The organism is Cohnella fermenti, from assembly GCF_004801405.1.
GTDB lineage: Bacteria > Bacillota > Bacilli > Paenibacillales > Paenibacillaceae > Cohnella > Cohnella fermenti.
This window is the reverse complement of record NZ_SSOB01000011.1, coordinates 1-18350: the sequence shown is the minus strand read 5'-3', so window position 1 is coordinate 18350 and position 18350 is coordinate 1. Positions and strand designations below refer to the sequence as shown.

Annotated in this window: 12 protein-coding genes and 1 riboswitch; all 12 genes read left to right on the top strand. The window is 58.2% G+C overall.

The genetic code is table 11. The annotated features are described in order from the left end of the window. The first annotated feature begins 73 nt into the window (after positions 1-73). The gene (locus tag E6C55_RS10365) at positions 74-1390 is read left to right on the top strand and encodes a sugar ABC transporter substrate-binding protein (protein ID WP_136369719.1); all 1317 of its coding nucleotides are present in this window, start codon (positions 74-76) and stop codon (positions 1388-1390) included. Between the two features lie 88 nt (positions 1391-1478). After that, on the top strand, positions 1479-2786 hold the full coding sequence (locus tag E6C55_RS10360) for a carbohydrate ABC transporter permease (RefSeq protein ID WP_136369718.1): 1308 nt from the start codon (positions 1479-1481) through the stop codon (positions 2784-2786). Next, complete coding sequence (locus tag E6C55_RS10355) at positions 2783-3616, top strand: sugar ABC transporter permease (RefSeq protein WP_136369717.1); 834 nt, start codon at positions 2783-2785, stop codon at positions 3614-3616. Before E6C55_RS10360 ends, E6C55_RS10355 begins: the two co-directional genes overlap by 4 nt. After that, positions 3613-4656 carry a LacI family DNA-binding transcriptional regulator gene (locus E6C55_RS10350; protein ID WP_136369716.1) on the top strand — a complete coding sequence of 348 codons (1044 nt, stop codon included), beginning with the start codon at positions 3613-3615 and terminating at the stop codon, positions 4654-4656. Before E6C55_RS10355 ends, E6C55_RS10350 begins: the two co-directional genes overlap by 4 nt. A 104-nt stretch (positions 4657-4760) precedes the next feature. Continuing rightward, on the top strand, positions 4761-6077 hold the full coding sequence (locus tag E6C55_RS10345; RefSeq protein ID WP_136369715.1) for a hypothetical protein: 1317 nt from the start codon (positions 4761-4763) through the stop codon (positions 6075-6077). A gap of 100 nt (positions 6078-6177) precedes the next feature. Next, a complete protein-coding gene (locus E6C55_RS10340) occupies positions 6178-7194 on the top strand; it encodes an NAD-dependent epimerase/dehydratase family protein (RefSeq protein WP_136369714.1) in 1017 nt (338 codons plus the stop codon). Between the two features lie 3 nt (positions 7195-7197). Continuing rightward, positions 7198-8481, top strand: coding sequence for a dihydrodipicolinate synthase family protein (locus E6C55_RS10330; RefSeq protein WP_230986635.1), 1284 nt, complete (start codon positions 7198-7200; stop codon positions 8479-8481). Between the two features lie 523 nt (positions 8482-9004). Then, entirely contained in the window at positions 9005-9691 is a 687-nt protein-coding gene (sdaAB, locus tag E6C55_RS10325) for an L-serine ammonia-lyase, iron-sulfur-dependent subunit beta (protein WP_136369713.1), read from the top strand. Continuing rightward, positions 9688-10617 (top strand): L-serine ammonia-lyase, iron-sulfur-dependent, subunit alpha, encoded by a 930-nt coding sequence (gene sdaAA / locus E6C55_RS10320; protein WP_136369712.1) that lies wholly within the window; start codon positions 9688-9690, stop codon positions 10615-10617. Before sdaAB ends, sdaAA begins: the two co-directional genes overlap by 4 nt. After that, entirely contained in the window at positions 10614-11807 is a 1194-nt protein-coding gene (locus E6C55_RS10315) for a M20 metallopeptidase family protein (protein ID WP_230986634.1), read from the top strand. Before sdaAA ends, E6C55_RS10315 begins: the two co-directional genes overlap by 4 nt. Positions 11808-11970: 163 nt before the next feature. Next, positions 11971-12072, top strand: a riboswitch (cyclic di-GMP riboswitch). Positions 12073-12126: 54 nt separating this feature from the next. Next, positions 12127-16353 carry a fibronectin type III domain-containing protein gene (locus E6C55_RS10310; protein WP_136369711.1) on the top strand — a complete coding sequence of 1409 codons (4227 nt, stop codon included), beginning with the start codon at positions 12127-12129 and terminating at the stop codon, positions 16351-16353. Positions 16354-16381: 28 nt separating this feature from the next. Continuing rightward, positions 16382-18350: hypothetical protein (locus E6C55_RS10305; protein WP_211093556.1), on the top strand; the 1969-nt coding region annotated here is incomplete at its 3' end.

The following is an 18350-nucleotide window of genomic DNA, read 5'->3' as shown; positions in this document are numbered from 1 at the left end:
GTTGCGTCCGGAAGCGATCGGGAGCGGAACCGTCGACGATTCTATCCATTTTGGCAAAGGGAGAGGTCAACACATGGCACTTAGAAAAAGAACGGTTCAAACGGCAAGCGCGTTATTGGCCGCGACGTTGCTGCTCGCGGGATGCGGAGGCAATACGAACGGAGGCGGCTCCGAAGGTGCGACGCCGAGCCAGGCTTCGCCTCAGGCATCGCCGTCCGCACAGGGGAGTCCGGCCGCCGAAGAAGAACCGGGCCTTGAGCCCGAGCCCGGAGCGAAGCTGGTTGTCTGGGAAGCCAGCGAGCAGGTCGAGTACATGAAGCAGGTCGGGGCGGCATTCGAGGCGAAGTACGGCGTTCCGGTTGCGGTAGAGGTCGTCGCCGGCGGGGACCAGGGCACGCGGCTGTCGACCGACGGTCCTTCGAAGACGGCGGCCGACGTGCTGACGCTGCCGCACGACCAGCTCGGCCTGGCGGCGAAGGCGGGCCTGCTGCTGCCTAACGATGTCTTCGAGGACGAGACGCGGGCTTCGTCCGTCGAAGCGGCCCTGAACGCATCGACCTACGAAGGCACTCTGTACGGCTATCCGAAGTCGATCGAGACGTATGCGCTGTTCTACAACAAGGATTTGTTCCCGGAGCCTCCGAAGACCTGGGATGAGGTTCTGAAGTTCGGCGAGACCTATACGGATGCCGCTCAGAAAAAATACGCGATCATGTGGGAGTTCGTCGGCTATTACTCCTATCCGTTCATCGGCGGGTACGGAGGCTATCTGTTCGGTGCAGACGACAACGACATCGGATTGAACAAGGGAGACACGGCGAAGGGCTTCGAATTCCTCCGCTCGTTGAAGAAGATTCTGCCGATGAACGCGGGCGACATTACCTACGACGTCAAGACGCAGTTGTTCAAGGAAGGCAAGCTTGCGCTCAATATCGACGGTCCTTGGTCCGTTGCGGCCTTCAAGGATTCGGTCAACTTCGGCGTCGCTCCGCTGCCCAAGCTGCCGAACGGCAACGACGCGATGTCCTTCTCGGGCGTTAAGTCGTATTACGTCAATTCCTATTCGAATTATCCGCAAGCGGCGCGCCTGTTCGCTTCCTTCGCGAGCAGCAAGGAGAACCAACTGCTCAACTACCGGATGACCGGGGCGATTCCGGCGAACAAGGAAGCCGGAGAAGATCCGCTGATCGCCGGCGATCCGATTACGAGCGGATTCGTTCAGCAGTTCGCCCATTCCACTCCGATGCCGTCGAATTCGGGCATGGACCTCGCCTGGGAAGCGCTGAAGGCAACGTTTATCTCCCTCTGGGACAATCCGAGCCTTGATATTCAGACGACGCTGGACAACATGGTGAAGACGATTCAGGACGGATTGGCATCCAGAGGATAAGCGGGGGCGGGAGCGGTCCCCGTTCTCGGCCGAGGCCGCGAACGGGGATGTCTCCACGCCGTGCCCGTTGGGCAAGGAGGGACAAAGCATGAGGAAACCTGCCGCGGCGGCGATTCTGTCCGCTCTTCTGTGCGGATTGGGGCAATGGAGCAATCGCCAGTGGATCAAAGGCTTCGTATTCGCCGCCTTGGGAGCCGCCGGTCTGTACGCCCTGATCTTCGGGCTGGCGGATGAATTAAAGGGATTGATTACGCTCGGCACCCAGCCTACCGGCTTCGTGAAGGTCGGGAAGCTGACGAAGATGGTGGAAGGCGACCACTCCATCTTCATGATGATCCGGGGGCTCGTCGCGCTGGTTGCGGCGCTGCTGTTCGTTTTTTTCTACGTGCTCAATATCAGGGACGCTTATCTCGTGGCCAAAGCGGTAGAGGCAGGAGGAGCAGCGCGCAGCTTCAAGCAGTCGCTCTCTTCTATGGGGCAGAGGAACTTCGCGTATCTTGTTCTGCTTCCGGCGTTCGTCTCGATTTCTTTTCTAACCGTTCTGCCGCTGGTCTTCTCGATTCTGATCGCCTTCACGAACTATGCGGACCCGATTCTGCCGCCGGCCAAGCTGGTCGATTGGGTCGGCCTGGACAACTTCTCGAAGATGCTGCGCTTGCGGCAATGGAGCCATACGTTCGGAGGAGTTCTTCTGTGGACCGTCGTATGGGCGGTCATCGCCACGGCGACGACCTATGTCGGGGGAATTCTGGTCGCGGTTCTGATTCACCAGCCGCGCGTCCGGTTCAAGAAGTTCTGGAGAACGGCGCTGATCATCCCGTTCGCGATCCCGAACATGGTCTCGTTATTGGTCATGAGGAACATGTTCAACAATCAATTCGGACCGATCAACGATTACTTGCGGAGAATGGGGCTTGGCGGATTGCCCTGGCTGACCGACCCGTTCTGGGCGAAGGCGACCGTCCTGATGGTCAACATGTGGATCGGAATTCCGATCTCGATGATTCTGGCCTTCGGCGTGTTGACGACAATTCCCAAGGACCTGTACGAGGCGGCGGACGCGGACGGCGCGGGAGCCTATCATAGGCTGCGCTATATCACGATGCCGATGGTGCTCTTCTCGACGGCGCCGATTCTCATCATGCAGTTCGCGGGCAATATCAACAACTTCAACGTCATTTACTTGCTGACGAACGGGGAGCCGGTCAACATCCATTATCAATTCGCCGGGCATACGGACTTGCTCGTGACCTGGCTGTACAAGCTCGCGCTCAACCAGTCGCAATTCAGCTTCGCGTCCGTCATCGGTATTTTTATCTTCCTGATTGTCGGCTCGCTCTCCATATGGAGCTATACGCGCACGAGATCTTACCGGGAGGAGGACATGATTCAATGAGCCGATTCGCGGATCGCGGGAAGCTGCTGCTGACGTACGCCATTCTCGTCCTCTTGACCTTCATAAGCTTGTATCCGGCGCTGTGGATCGTTCTCTCCTCGCTGAAGGAAGGGAACAGCCTGTACAGCGATACGCTGATTCCGCACGAGATGACCTTGGCGCATTACCGGGACCTGTTCGAGACGACGATGTATCCCCGTTGGTTCCTGAACACGCTTAAGGTGGCGGTATGCTCGACGGTGCTCGGGACATTCCTGCTGCTGATATCCGCTTACGCCATCTCGCGGTACCGGTTCGTCGGCCGCAAGGCGACGCTTAAAGCCTTTCTCGTGCTTCAGATGTTCCCCGGCTTCATGGCGATGATCGCCATCTTCGTCATGCTCAACGCGATCGGCCTGCTCGATTCGCACGGGGCGCTTATTCTGGTGTACAGCTCCGGCTCGATCATTGCGAACATGTTCGTGGCCAAGGGCTTCTTCGACACGATCCCGCGAAGCCTGGAGGATGCGGCGAGGATCGACGGCGCGAGCCACATGAAGGTGTTCCTCGCCGTAATCGTCCCCCTGTCCACGCCGATGCTTACCTATGCCAGCCTGATGATTTTTAACGGGGCGTTCGTCGACTTCATCTTCGCCGACCTGATCTTGAGAACGGAAGAGAAGCGCACGCTCGCCGTCGGGCTGTACAAGATGGTCAGCCAACGCAATTCGACGGAGTTTACGCTGTTCGCGTCGGGCGCCGTGCTCGTTGCGGTTCCGGTAACGCTTCTGTTCCTGTTCCTGCAGCGCTACCTCGTCGAAGGCTTGACGGCAGGGGCGACGAAGGGATGAAGCGACCCGTCACGATCCGGCAGGTGGCCAGGCGGGCAAGAGTCGCTCCTTCTACCGTATCGCGAGTTCTGTCGGACGAGGGGAGGATCAGCGAAGAGACGAGGCGGAGGGTCCGTCGGGCGCTGGCTGAGTTGGACTATTATCCCAACTCAGCGGCCCGCGGGCTCGTTAACGGCGCCAGCGGGAGGCTGGGCATCATGCTGTCCCGCACGGCGGCGTACGGGGATTCCCATGCGCTGCTGCCCGAGCTTCTCCGCGGCATCGGTTCCCGGGCTGCGCGCTCCGGCTACGATCTGCTGCTGGCGAGCGGGGAATCGATGCTCGAGGAGCTGTCCTCGCTGGATCGTCTCCTTCAGGGGAAGCGGGTGGACGGCGTTGTTCTGTTCGGCTCGGGCGAGGACGATCCGCTTCTCGATCGGCTTGAGGAGTCGTCCCTTCCGTTCGTTCGGATCGGAAGGCATCAGTTCCGGGAGCGAGTGCCTTCCGTCGACACGGATAACCGGCTCGCAGCGAGGGAGGCCGTCCGCCATCTTGCGGAGCTGGGCCATGCCCGGATCGGCTTCGTCCTCGGGCCGCGGGGCTTGACCTCGTCGTGGGATCGGCTCGAAGGCTACGAGCAGGCGCTGAGGGAGATCGGCGTCGAGCCCGCGGAGATGTGGCTGCTCGAAGGCGACGGGTTGTCGTTCGGCGCCCTTCGCACGCTGTCTCTGTTCCTGGGGCAGCCGAATCCGCCTACCGCGCTCATCGTCGGAGACGATCGGCTCGGCATCTTCGTGCTCCGCACGCTCGTCGAATTGCGCGTTCCCGTGCCGGAGCGGCTGGCGCTGGTCGCGTTCAACAGCAGCTCCATAGCCGATTGGACGATCCCTTCCTTGACAAGCCTGGACGTCGGCATCGACCAGATCGGCACCGCGTCGGTCGATCTGCTGCTGCGGCTCTGCGAGGGAGAAGCTCCCACTCCCCGATCGCGGATCGTCCCGCATCGCCTGGTCGCAAGGGAATCGACGCTGGGAGTGAAGCCGCCCGCCTCGGCTCCTTGAACCTCTTGCGCCTATTCAAGTATGATAGATTCCATAGCAAGCTTGAAATTCGGAATGTGTGGTCGGCCGTCCGCTCCGCGGAGGCCGGAAGGGAGCCTCGCTTCATGCGAATCAAAGTCGGAATTATCGGAACGGAAGCGTTCATTGGGCAAGTCCTGCGGGTGATCAAGTCGTTCCCGACGTTCGAGCCGGTCGCTCGGGCGGCGGCGAACGAGCGCGAGGCCGTTCAAGCCGCAGAGGAAGTCGGCCCTGAGGTCGAGGCGCTTGTGCTGTCCGGCGCGCTGCCCGGCCGGGCGGTGAAGCTGAGCGCCGCACCGAGCGTGCCGACGTTCCATGTGCCGCTGAACGGGGCGGGGTTGTACAAGGCGCTGTTCGCCGCGTTCCGCGCGGGGAGGCTTGACGGCGGCATCTCCGTCGATTCGCTGACGAAGGCGATGGTCATGCGCACGCTGACCGATCTGGGGCTCGAGGAGACGAAGGTGTTCGTCTACGACGGTCCGGCGTACGCTTCCCCCGAGCAGTTGGTTGCGTATCACCGACAGCTTGCCGAGTCCGGCCAATGCCGGGCGGCGTTCACGGGCGCGGAGCAGGCGGCGAAGCGGCTGCAGGAGCTGGCGATCCCGTGCGAGCGAATCGCGCCCTCGGATCAGGACATCATCGTTATTCTGGAGCGGGCCTTGCTGTCGACCGAATCGCGCCGCGGCAAGGAGTCGCAGATCGTCGTCGGGATGATCAACGTGGACGACTTCGGCAAGCTCGCGATGAAGCGGACAAGCGAGCACGAGGTGCAGAAGCTGAAGCTGGACATCCACCGCATGGTGCTGAACTACGTGGAGCTGCTCGATGGGTACCTGACGGCTCTGGGCGGCGACGAATATCTTTTTCTCACCACAAGAGGCATCTTCGAGAGGGAGACCGGCGGCTATAAGACGATTCCGCTGGCCAAGGACGCCTATACGAGCTACGGTCTCTCGCTCAGCGTCGGGATCGGCTTCGGCACGTCGGCGAACGATGCCGGGACGAACGCCCGCAGCGCGTTGCGCAAGGCGAAGGAGGCGGGAGGCAACGCATGCTTCATCATCCGCGAGGACGCGACGCTGATCGGGCCGCTCGAGATGGCGGACCCGGTGCAGGCGATCCTCTCGCCGACCGATGCGGAGCTGATCAAGCGGGCGGAGGAAGCCGGCATGACGAGCGCGTACCTGAGCAAGCTGCTGCAGCACATGGCGAAGACCGGCAAGTACGAGTACAAGGTGCATGAGCTGGCCGAGCTGCTCGGCATCACCGTCCGCAGCGCCCACCGCCTATTGCTTCAGTGGATCGACGGCCGCCTGGTGGACATCGCCGGGTACGAGAAGATGCCGAAGGGCCGTCCGCGTCAGGTTTACCGGTTTACTTTTCTGATGGGCAAGTCGCTGTAGGCTGTTCCGCTCTATTTAAAGACGATTTAATCTCCTGTCTTTATATCCCTTGGAGACGTATGCTGATAGCAGGGCAACGGACACGAAGGGAGCTGGACGAATGAGAACGATCGAACAATTGGAAGCGAAGCTGGCGGAGCCGTCCGAAGCGCTGGTGCGGGACCTGGCGAACATCCCGGGCGATATCGTGCTGCTGGGCGTCGGCGGCAAAATGGGTCCGAGTCTCGCCAGGCTCGCAAAGAACGCGATCCGCGAGGGCGGGCTGCATAAACGGGTGATCGGCGTATCGAGGTTCTCCAATGACGAGGCTCGCCGGGAGCTGGAGGAAGCGGGCGTCGAGACGATCTCCTGCGAGCTGCTGGACGACGATGCGCTTCGCGCGCTGCCGAACGTCGAGAACGTCATCTACATGGCGGGCAACAAGTTCGGGACGAAGGGGCGGGAGCACTTCACCTGGGCGATGAATGCGTACCTGCCGGGGCGCGTCGCGGAGAAGTTCAAGGAGTCTCGCATCGTTGTTTTCTCCTCGGGCAACATCTATCCGTTCCAGCCGGTCGCCAGCGGCGGGGCATCCGAACAGGTCGCTCCGGAGCCGCTTGGCGAATATGCGCAGTCGACGCTCGGCCGCGAGCGGATCTTCGAGTATCACTCGCACAAGAACGGCACGCCGATGACGATGTACCGGCTGAATTACGCGATCGACATGCGCTACGGCGTGCTGCTCGAGCTGGCGAAGGCGGTCAACGAAGGCCGCGAGATCGATCTGACGATGGGCTACGCGAACGTCATCTGGCAGGGCGACGCCAACGCGATGGCGATCCGCTGTCTGACGCAGTGCAGCAGCCCGCCGACCGTCATCAACATCACGGGACCGGAGACGATGTCGATCCGTTGGGCGGCGAAGGAATTCGCGAGGCGCCTCGGCAAGGAAGCGCTGTTCACGGGAACGGAATCGGAGACGGCGCTGCTGAACAATGCGACCAAGTCGCACCAACTGTTCGGCTACCCGCGCGTGCCGCTGCTGCAGATGATCGACTGGACGGCCGAGTGGGTGCAGGAGGGCGGCGCGACGTGGAACAAGCCGACTCACTTCCAGGAGAGAAAGGGGAACTTCTGAGCGATGGCACAAGGAATGCAAGATCAGCGAGGACAACAGGGACAGCACGAACAACAGGGACAACAGGGACAACAAGGACAACAAGGACAACAAGGACAGCACGGACAACAAGGACAACAGGGACAGCACGAACAACAGGGACAGCACGGACAACAGGGACTACAAGGACAACAAGGACAACACGAACAACAGGGACAGCACGGACAACAAAGGCTTCAGAGGACGAAGAAGCTGTCCCCCGAGCTGCTGGCGGCGCTGCACGACGGGCTCGTCATTCCGGCGCATCCGCTCGCGCTGACCGAGGAGCGCAAGCTGGACGAAGCCAGCCAGCGTGCATTGTCCCGCTATTACCTCGCATCCGGAGCCGGAGGCATCGCGGTCGGCGTTCATTCCACGCAGTTCGAGATTCGCGATCCCGAGCACAATCTGTTCGAGACGGTGCTGGCGATGGCGGCGGAGGAGGTGCGCAAGTCGAACCTTGATCGTCCGTTCATCCAGGTGGCCGGCATCTGCGGGCCAACCGAGCAGGCGCTGCGAGAGGTTGATGTGGCGCTGAAGCATGGGTACGACGCGGCGCTGCTGAGCATGGGCGGGCTGAAGGACTGGACGGAGAGCGACTTGCTCGAGCGGACCCGGGCGGTGGCGACGAGAATGCCGGTCATCGGCTTCTATCTTCAGCCTTCCGTCGGCGGCCGGATTTTCACCTATGAGTTCTGGCGGGGGCTTGCGGACATTCCGAACGTCGTCGCGATCAAGATGGCGCCGTTCAACCGTTATCAGACGCTGGACGTGGCGAGGGCGGTCATCTCCTCCTCCCGTCGCGACGAGATCGCGCTGTACACGGGCAACGACGACAACATCGTGGTCGATCTGCTGACGACGTATCGGTTCGAGGTGGATGGCGTACAAGTGGAGAAAAAAATCGTCGGAGGTCTGCTCGGGCATTGGGCGGTGTGGACGCGGCGGGCGGTCGAGCTGCTCGAGGAAGTCAAGCGCGTTCGCGATCACGAGACGATTGCGGCGGAATGGATGACCCGCGCCGTTCAGGTGACCGATACGAACGCGGCTTTCTTCGATCCGGCGCATCTCTTCGCGGGCTGCATTCCGGGCATTCACGAGGTGCTTGTCCGCCAAGGCCTGATGAAGGGAACCTGGTGCCTCAATCCGCACGAGCAGCTCTCGCCGGGGCAGAGCGAGGAGATCGACCGGATGTATGCGATGTATCCGCACCTGAACGACGACGCGTTCGTCGCGGCCGGGCTGGCGGAATGGCTCGCGGACGAATAAGTGGATGGGACGCCGGGAAGACGGGACGCTATATGAGTTGAACTATATAAGCTGAACGAATGAAGCTAACCCGGTAAGTTAAAACCGCGTATCGTTGCGGACCGGAAGCTCTTGACCTGCTGTCCGGGGCGAGCGAATAAGCAAGCAATTCCGACTACAATCCGTGGCCAACCGCGCAATTCCGCCGAATGTATGTGAAATTTCATATTCGTTGCCCGATCCAGCCGCGATTTCGCCGAATGTATGTGAAATTTCATATGCGTTGGCTTCGTCTGCGCCCCAAACGAATGAATAAACATGAAATTCCGACTACATTTCGTGACCTGCGTCCACATTGCGCGGGGCATCGTGACAGGGGAGTCTGTTAAGTTCTCTAGTTCGGCTTATATAGGGGGTTTCAATTGGAAGCCAGTCGTTCTGAACGCGGGACGGTCTGGCCGCTGGCCGCGATATGCAGTCGAAATTATGTAAGAAGGATAAGACGCAAAGAAGTTAGCACGATGGGAAGTCAGGCGATGCGACAATGCGCTTCAAGGACGTATTCTCCATTATCGGCCCGAGCATGATCGGGCCTTCCAGCTCGCATACGGCGGGGGCCGCCAGAATCGGCCGCTCGGCGAGGCAGGCGCTCGGCGAGCCTCCGCTCGAGGCGGTCGTCTCGCTGTACGGCTCGTTCGCGGAGACGTACCGGGGACACGGCACCGACGTGGCGCTTGTCTCGGGGCTGCTCGATTACGGCACCGACGACGAGCGGATACCGGATGCGCTGCGGCTGGCCGAAGAGAGCGGCCTCAAGGTGAGCTTCCGGGCCGAGACCAGACCCGAGGTTCACCCGAACACGGTGTCGCTGCTGCTTCGCGGCGCCATTGGCGAGGTCCGGGTGAAGGGCTGCTCGATCGGCGGCGGCAACATCGAGATCGTCGGCATCGACCGCTTCGACGTGAAGTTCTCGGCGATCCAGCCGACGCTGCTTGTCTTCCATGCGGACCGCTCGGGCATGATCGCGGAGATGTCCGCCATTCTGATGGGCGCGCAGGTCAACATCAGCCATATGCAGGTCGATCGCGAATCCCGGAACGGAGCTGCGCTGACGGTCATCGAGTGCGATCAGCTTCCGGGTGACGAGGAACTGAAGCGGATCGCGGCGATCGCGGGCGTCCGCCGAGTCCGATTGATCGATCTCGCGGCGAAGAAGGATGGGATCGAATGAGATTTGCCAGCTTGGCTCAATTAAGGAAGCTGTGCGAGGACGAAGGGGAGACGATAGCCGGCATCATGATCGCGGATCAGGCCCGGGAGAGCGGAGCGGCCGAGGAGCAGGTCGTGAAGCAGATGACGGTCTACTACCAGGTGATGAAGGAAGCCGTCCGCAAGGGAGTGCAGGGCGGGACGAGGTCGCGGAGCGGCTTGACCGGCGGGGATGCGAAGCGCGTCGGCGACTATGCGGCGGCGGGGGAGTCCTCGCTTGGGGGAGAAGCCGCGACCGCCATGGCTTATGCGCTCGCCGTCTCCGAGGTGAACGCCTCGATGGGGCGCATCATCGCCACGCCGACGGCGGGCTCGTGCGGCATCATTCCCGGCGTGTTCGTCAGCTCGCAGGAGCGGTTCGGCTGGGACGACGACGTTCTCGTGCGCGGCCTGTTCGCCGCCGGGGCGATCGGCTACGTGATCGCCAACAATTCGTTCGTCTCCGGCGCGGAAGGCGGCTGCCAGGCCGAAGTCGGCTCCGCGATCGGCATGGCCGCGGGCGCGCTCGTCGAGATGCGCTGCGGCACGGCCGAGCAGGCGATGCATGCCGTCGGTCTGGCGCTCAAGAACTCGCTCGGCCTCATCTGCGATCCGGTCGCCGGGCTCGTCGAGATTCCGTGCATCGTGCGCAACGGCTTCGGCGCCGTGACGGCGCTTGCCGCCGCGGACATGGCGCTCGCCGGTGTCCGCAGCGCGATTCCATCCGACGAGGTGATCGGCGTCATGCTCGAGGTCGGCTCCGCGATGCCGGAGAAGCATCGCGAGACGGCGAAGGGCGGCCTCGCCCAGACGCCGACCGGCCGCCGAATCATGAAGGAGCTGTATGGGAACAAGAACGAACCCAAGGACGAACCCAAGGATGAGCAGAAGGGAGGGGAGCAGGAGTGACGGACTCCATTCATGAATGCACTCCATTGCTGCTGGCGGATGCCCGCGAGAATTCGGGCAAGTGGATTGCGCTGCGCCGGGAGATCCATCGCCGTCCCGAGCTGAGCGGGGACGAGGGCTACACCGCCCGCGAGATCGCCCGACAGCTCGCCGCGCTCGGCATCCCCTTCCGCTCCGGCATCGGCGGCCACGGCATCGTCGCAGATATTGCAGGCGACCAGCCGGGGCCCGTCATCGCACTGCGCGCCGACATGGACGCGCTGCCCATACAGGAGGAGGCGGAGGTCGACTTCGCCTCGGAGCGGCCCGGCGTCATGCACGCCTGCGGGCACGATGCGCATACCGCCATTCTGCTCGGGGCGGCGGAGATTCTAATGAAGGAACGCAACCGCATGGCCGGAGTCGTGCGGCTGCTCTTCCAGCCGGCCGAGGAGATCAACGCCGGGGCGAGGGCGATGTTAAGCGAGGGAGCGCTGGACGGCGTGGCCGAGATCTACGGCCTGCACAACCTGCCGACGCTTCCCGCCGGACGCGTGGCGACGAGGAGCGGCCCGATGATGGGGTCGGTCGACCGGATCGAGATCGAGGTGGAGGGCCGGGGCGCCCACGGCGCGATTCCCGATCAGGGCATCGACCCGATCGTCTGCGCCGCCGCGCTTATCCAGTCGCTGCAGAGCCTCGTCAGCCGCGAAGTGTCGCCGTTCGCCCCGGTTGTCGTCACGATCGGCTCCATCCATGCGGGCGAGGCGAACAACGTCATCCCGCAGACGTGCAAGCTGATCGGTACGATCCGCACGTTCGATCCTGCCGTGCAGGAGCGGCTGCCGGACGCGCTCGAGCGCATCGTGCAAGGCATCGCCGCCGCCCACCGCTGCTCTGCGGAGCTGCGGTATATCCGGCAGGTTCCCGTGCTCGTCAATCACGCTGACAACACGAGGTTCGTCGACGCGGCGATCGACGAGATCATCGGCGTGGACAATCGCGGCGCGGCCGAGCCGACGTTGGCGGGCGAGGACTTCTCGCTGTACCTGGAGCAGGTGCCGGGCTGCTTCTTCTGGCTCGGATCGGGCCCGCAGCGCGATGCCGAGAAGGCGTACGGCCTGCATCACCCGAAGTTCACGCTGCACGAGGAATGCATCCCGGTCGGCAGCGCGTTGCTGGCGGGGATTGCGCTGAGCAGACTGTTGTGACTTCAAGAAGAACGAGCGGCTCCGTCGGGGCCGCTTTTCTTATTGCCTTCGGCAATGTAAACGGAAAATTTACCCAAGGTAATTGAAGGAATTTAGCGAAAAATGTAGAATAAACATATTTCGAATTAGTTATTTGGTAATGAGTTTATTCAGAAACCAACTTAATTGAAAAAGGCAAACCTGACCGAAAGACAGGGGCGCAAAGCCACGGGCCTAAGACAATCGTCGCAACAAACGAGATTGTTAGGGTAGCCGGGTTGCCGGTTTGAGTGGTTTTTTTGTTTTTCTGGGACCAGATTCTAGTAGGGGGAATCATTGAATGAATGGAAAGTTTACTGCATGGATTGCCAGACTTGTTTGTCTCACACTGCTGCTAACAGGGGGAATCCCATGGCAGGCGCAGCCGGTTTCTGCCGACACGTCCGTGCCTAGCCTGGATATTCGCTTCCAATCTCCGGTTATTGCGGTCGAAGAAGGCACCTTGCCTGATTACGGTGAAGTATACGGGGATCGCAATGGATATTCATACGGCTGGAACTTCGACCATACTTCGGCAGTTGCTGCTCCGGTATCGGAGCCCGTGTATGAACCTTCGGACGAAGGCTCGATTACGGATACTGTTTATGATACGACCGGTGAGAGCGATACTTCCGTGGTCGCCAGCGTATATGCGCCTGATGCCGACAGCTCCATCCCGGTCTTGGCGAACGGGGCTTGGGAGGTTGCGCTCCCGAACGGTTCCTATCAAGTATCGGTGAGCGTAGGCAGTGCCGTCTATGAGAGCGACAATACGTTATTCGTGGAAAATACGCTGTTATGGGACCATAAGGTTCTGAATGCGGGAGAACGGGACACGGTTCAGAAGAAGATCAGCGTCAAGGACGGAAAATTGACGCTGCGGGGAAACGAAGAGTCGAGCCAAACCTACGTTAGCCGAATTACGATCGATCCGGTGCAACCTCAAACGGTAAATATGGACCTTCCGTACATCGGGCTGCCGGCGATTCAGAACAAGATTCCAGGAGACAAAATCATTCTTGAAGGCAATCAAAGCAACGTGCACCAAACCCTTCCTTTTATCAAGGCAAGCGGGCTTAAGGATACGATCGGCGGGTATTTGGACGCTCAATTGCAGTCTCTGCAACAAATCCAGCAGTTGGCGGAACAACAGGCTAAATCTTGCTCAGGCTGTGACGCTCAAGGCTTGGCCGCGGCAATTGCAAATAGTGCGGACTCTATCGTATATCTGAAGAGCGGTTACCTGAATTTAGAGTCTTCCGTTACGTTGGGTTCGGCGGATAAACCGGTATTTCTTATCGTTGACGGTATCAATTCGAACCGTAATCTATCCATCACTGTCTACGGGGCCATGGTCGTCAATGGCAGCATTAATGGCAACACCAATCTGTCTTTAACCGTTAAGGCTCCGAATATGTCCACGATGACTGGGGCGGGCAACCTGTGGGTGAAGGGCTCAATGCATCTCAACAGCGATTCGAGCGTTCTCGCAGACGGGGATTTCGCTGCGGGAGAATTAATCTACAACAACGGTTCGCTTAACGTAGGGGCGAGTCGATTGATCGTTCAGAACAGCCTTCATATTAATACGAAGGTATGGATGACTATCGAGAATGAGATGATGGTCGGTGCTCTGGTATCCAATAACCAAACCGCTAATATCGTCGTGAATAACGGGGATATGTTCGTACGGGATGACGTGCAGGTCAACGATCAGTTGCAGATCGATACAGGCGGCGTATTGTCGGTTGGAGGCAACATCAATTCCAACAAGCTTCCCACCGTACATACGGGAGCAGGGAGCAGCGGGTGGACGAAGCTGAAGATTACTTCTTACGGGTTAAAGGCGGAGTATTACTCCGAAGCGGATTTAAGCGGGGAGAGAATCACTTCGCTCGATCCGCAGATAGACATTAGTCTGCAATCCCCGATTACTTCCGCCGGGCTCGACGACGGCATCTTCTCTGCAAGATGGACGGGGCTTCTTCAGGCCCGTTATTCGGAACATTACCGCTTCACGACCGAGGCGAAGGGCGGCGTCAAGCTGTGGGTGAACGATGTGTTGCTCATTGATCGATGGACGGATGCAGGCAATGGAACCAATCGATTTACCGGAGAATTGGATTTGGAAGCCGGCGTGCCTTATGAGATTCGGATGGATTACGCCAACTTAGGAGGTCAGCCCAAGGCGGCGCTGTATTGGGAGAGCGATTTGGAGTCGTATAATCTCATTCCGCAGAACCAGTTGAAGCCTTTTGCCGCACCTCTTGCGGCGACATTCCCCTCCTCGACGGACATGACCGTGCGGTGGTCGCAGTCCTTTAATGCCGACGGGTATGAGGTAGAAGCGGACGGAATCGTTTACCCGCTGGGAGCAGTCGATTCGTTCGTCCATGATCCGCTAACTTCGGGAACCGAGCATACTTACAGAGTCAGAGCGAACGGCGGCGATATTAAAGGAGAGTGGTCGACGGCTTCGTCCTTGTGGACGCTGCCGGGAGTTCCTCAGAACATTCGCACGCAATCGACCAGCAGCTCCGTGTCCCTTCAATGGAACGAGGTACAGGGAGCCACGGGGTACGATATTGAGACCTATAACAACGTCATTGATAACGGCAATTCGACGGAATATACGGAGACCGGTCTCAATTCCAACCTTCAGCGAACCTATCGAATTCGGGCCAAGAATAGCAGCGGCTACGGGGAATGGAGCCCGATCGTCTCGAAGGCGACGCTGCCCGGCTTAACGGCCGCCTTGAGCGCAGCGGCAACGGATACGACCATTACGCTCTCATGGGATGCGGTCTCGGGAGCGACGGGGTATCACCTGGAAGTGGATGGGGTTGTATTGGACCCTGTTTATCAAACCCAATATGTTCATCGGGACTTGCTGCCCAATACGTCTCATACGTATCGAATTCGATCCATTAATGATGAAGGAACTAGCGGATGGAGCGAGATTGTAGCGGTAACGACGCTGCCTTCCATTCCGCAGAGCTTGCATGCGACGGTCGGGAATGCGGAGATCAGACTGGAGTGGGAGGAAGTATCGGGGGCGACGGAATACGAGGTCGAAGTCGATGGAGTCGTTGTGTCGAACGGGCTCGCTGCGGCTTATATTCATGCCGAATTGGATTCCAATACCGAACATACTTATCGCGTTCGCGCGGTTAACGGAAGCATTAAGGGGAATTGGACCGACTTGCTCATCCGGACAACTCTATCAGCAGTGCCTGTCAACTTAAGCGCTGCGGCCGCTTCCAACAAAATTACCGTTACGTGGGATCGGGTCATCGGCGCTGCGGGGTATGACATTGAGGCGGACGGCAAGGTCATCTCGAATGGATTGAGCTTATCTTATGTCCATGAAGGTCTGGCGCCTAATTCCCAACATACTTATCGGGTACGTGCCGTGACGGCGGCGGGGAATGGACCGTGGAGCGAACCGATTACTCAAACGACAGGACTGGGCATTCCGGCGAATATCAAGCTGTTATCGAATTCGGATTCGATAACCATCTCTTGGGATGTTCTCGACGGGGCATCGGGTTACGAGCTCGCCGTCGATGGAGAGCTTGTCGAAGTTGGGAATGTAACGGAATTTACTCTTAGCGGCTTAACTCCGAACACCTGGCATATTTTCCGCGTGAGAGCGAAGAGTGCGGATCTGGTCGGGGAATGGAGCGAGACCTATCGGAGAATGACGGGCTTGGGGACACCTGTTATTACGAAAGTAGAGTCGTTCAGCACGGAGATCAAGCTCCAGTGGGATGAGGTCGACGGGGCATCCGGCTATGACATTGAAGTGGATGGGACTGTCGTCGACAACGCAGCGAACAAGCTGTATCTCCATAAAGGGTTGGTTCCCGGATCGTCGCATACCTACAGGGTCAGGGCCAAAACGGGCGAAAGCTATAGCGAGTGGAGCGAGGCGGTTGTCGTAATCGTGAAATCGAACGTGCCGACAATTCTTTACGCGACTGCGACAACCGAAGCCATCACGCTTTATTGGTCAACCGTATCGGGAAGCAGCAGCTACGACGTGGAGATGGACGGCAAGGTTGTTGCCAGAGTTGCCTCTGCGGCCTCGGAGGTTCCCAACTACGTCTTTAAAGGTCTTAAAGCCAATACGATGCATGTGTTCCGCGTGAGAACGATTAATTCGGGCGGTGCAAGTGAATGGTCGGAAAAATATACAAAGAGCACAATTCCCGAAATCGTCGTCAATCCGGGGAAAGACAATAAGTTTAACCTGCTGATAGCCGTGCCTCAGAGCTACGGAGTTACGCGTCGAACGATCACGATCACCTACGATGCGAAGTCCCTTGAAGTGCTGGATCTAAGCGGGTTGACTTCGGTCGCAGAACGGCAAGCCGGTCCGATCGAAGGGACGAACATGACGGTCACCCGATTCGTACCGGGGGAGATCGTTATTGAAGCTGTTAATGTGAATAAAACGTTCGTCAACACGGTCGTGTTCTTGGCCAAGACGAACGAGAATACCAAGGTTGCTTATTTGGTGGAATAGCGGAAAAGCACTCTAAGGGGCATTGAGAATGAAAAAAATAGTTTCATGCTTGTTGATTGTTTTGCTTGTTCTTGAGTTCATAGGGGCTGTCACGCCGCTTAAAGATTACGTGAATAGAAGAGCGGAGGCAGCAGATATAAGTTGGACCTTGATCAAGACGTTTGGAAGCTATAGCGATGCACGGATTTACTCGAATAATCAACTAATCCAAACGATGAATGTAAATAATTACTCTTCCACTATCAGTGTGTATCCTTCGTCGAATCCTTCCATGAGATGGCAATGGGATTACGATCCGTTAATGTCGTATAGAGTGGAAGTTTGGACCATGGATTACTCCTATAACGAGGTGAACCTGGTCGGGGCCTGGGATGATTTTATCAATAGATCAACCAGTGAAACGGTGTTGGATACGATTACGACTTCAACCCCCTATATAAAGGTTAAGGTGTTTCAGAAACAAGCGGTTTTCCCTAAGTACACAGAAGGCACCCAAAGATTCACTTATTATGGGAAAAAAGATTTGGTATATGCCAGGGGGAACTACTACATTCCCGGCGGCTCCAAAATAAATACGGATTTGTCCCTATCTCAAATCGCGTGGGGAGGAATGGGATCTCTTGGTGTCGATGACCAAGGGAGACCATTCTCTGCCTATGCCGCTGCTCTCTGGAATGATGGGCGATCCTATGTGTATTCAAGTACACTGGAAGATTCCGGGGCGCTTACGGCGGGCTACTACAATTTTAATCTGGAGAAAATCGGCGACTTGGACGGTGTTTTCCTTACTAAAACGGACGGAGCGAAGGTGCTGTATATTTCTCGCCTTGCCGAAGCGTTAAGTGCCACACAAGGGGGATTTTTTGCAGGAACGGATGACAGGACGAACTGGAACAGCTACAGCGCTTCTCCGACAAACAATACGACTCGTCCGTTGAACTCCTATGCATTCAGTCCGGCAACTCAAACGATTAAAGTCGGAAACCGTATTTACACTTCGATAGCGACCAGCGGAGGAGGATACGCAGTCTATTACGAGGACTTCGATCCAGATACAGGGAGCCTCTCGGGACTAATTGAAGGTACGGATGGGAAGTTCCCGGCGGATGACTTAAAGAGTTCATACTCTGCGTATTCTCCGGATGCAATTAAGTACAATGGTACCGGATTCTCCTATGTTGTCGTCGGATGGCCTGCGGGGCCGCTAGGTACAGGAGAGGGGACGTACTACGAAGGCGATATAACATATAAGGAAACGGATTCGTCGGGAAATGTAATATTGAGCGTGCCGCTGCCGAATAAAGTTTATTTCCCAACTTCATTGGTTGGGAATACATATTCTTATGTGGAACCGCCTGAATATGCTACGAGTTTGAACGGAAATTACGCGACTGTAGCAATCCCGGACCCGGCAGGCGGCGGAGTCAAGTACACCATTATAGATAGAAGCAATGGCAACATCCTAAAGCAGGCGTCAACATACAATGCTGGAGCTAAAATTAAGAGAGTTTTATCAGCTAGAAACGCAGGCGACCCCGATAACGCAATGTTCTTGATTTGCGATTGGAATTCTATGTGCAGAGTTCTACAGATCCCGGTTCAATCTTCCAAACTGGAGATCGTCACACCGATGAACGAACAAATGCTGAGTGACTTGGATACCGCTTTTGTTCCAACGGTGAAGGTACGCGATACGATTAATGGGAACCTCACTATCAAGTACTTTATCGATTCGGAGGCCTCGCCAAGAGATACTAAGAGAATCTCTAACACTGCAACGGAACAGTTGGTCAGCTTTAATGCAATCAACCTCAGTACATTATCCGAAGGTACGCATACCATAAAGTTCGCTGTAGACGACGGAACGGATACGGTCGAGCGCTCCGTCAGCTTCGTCGTCGATAAGTCCGCTCCTCTCATCGAGTCGTTCCAAGCGGCTTCATCCGACACTGCGATCAGCGTGACCGGTGCCGCTTCGGACTCCCCCGCGGGGCTCG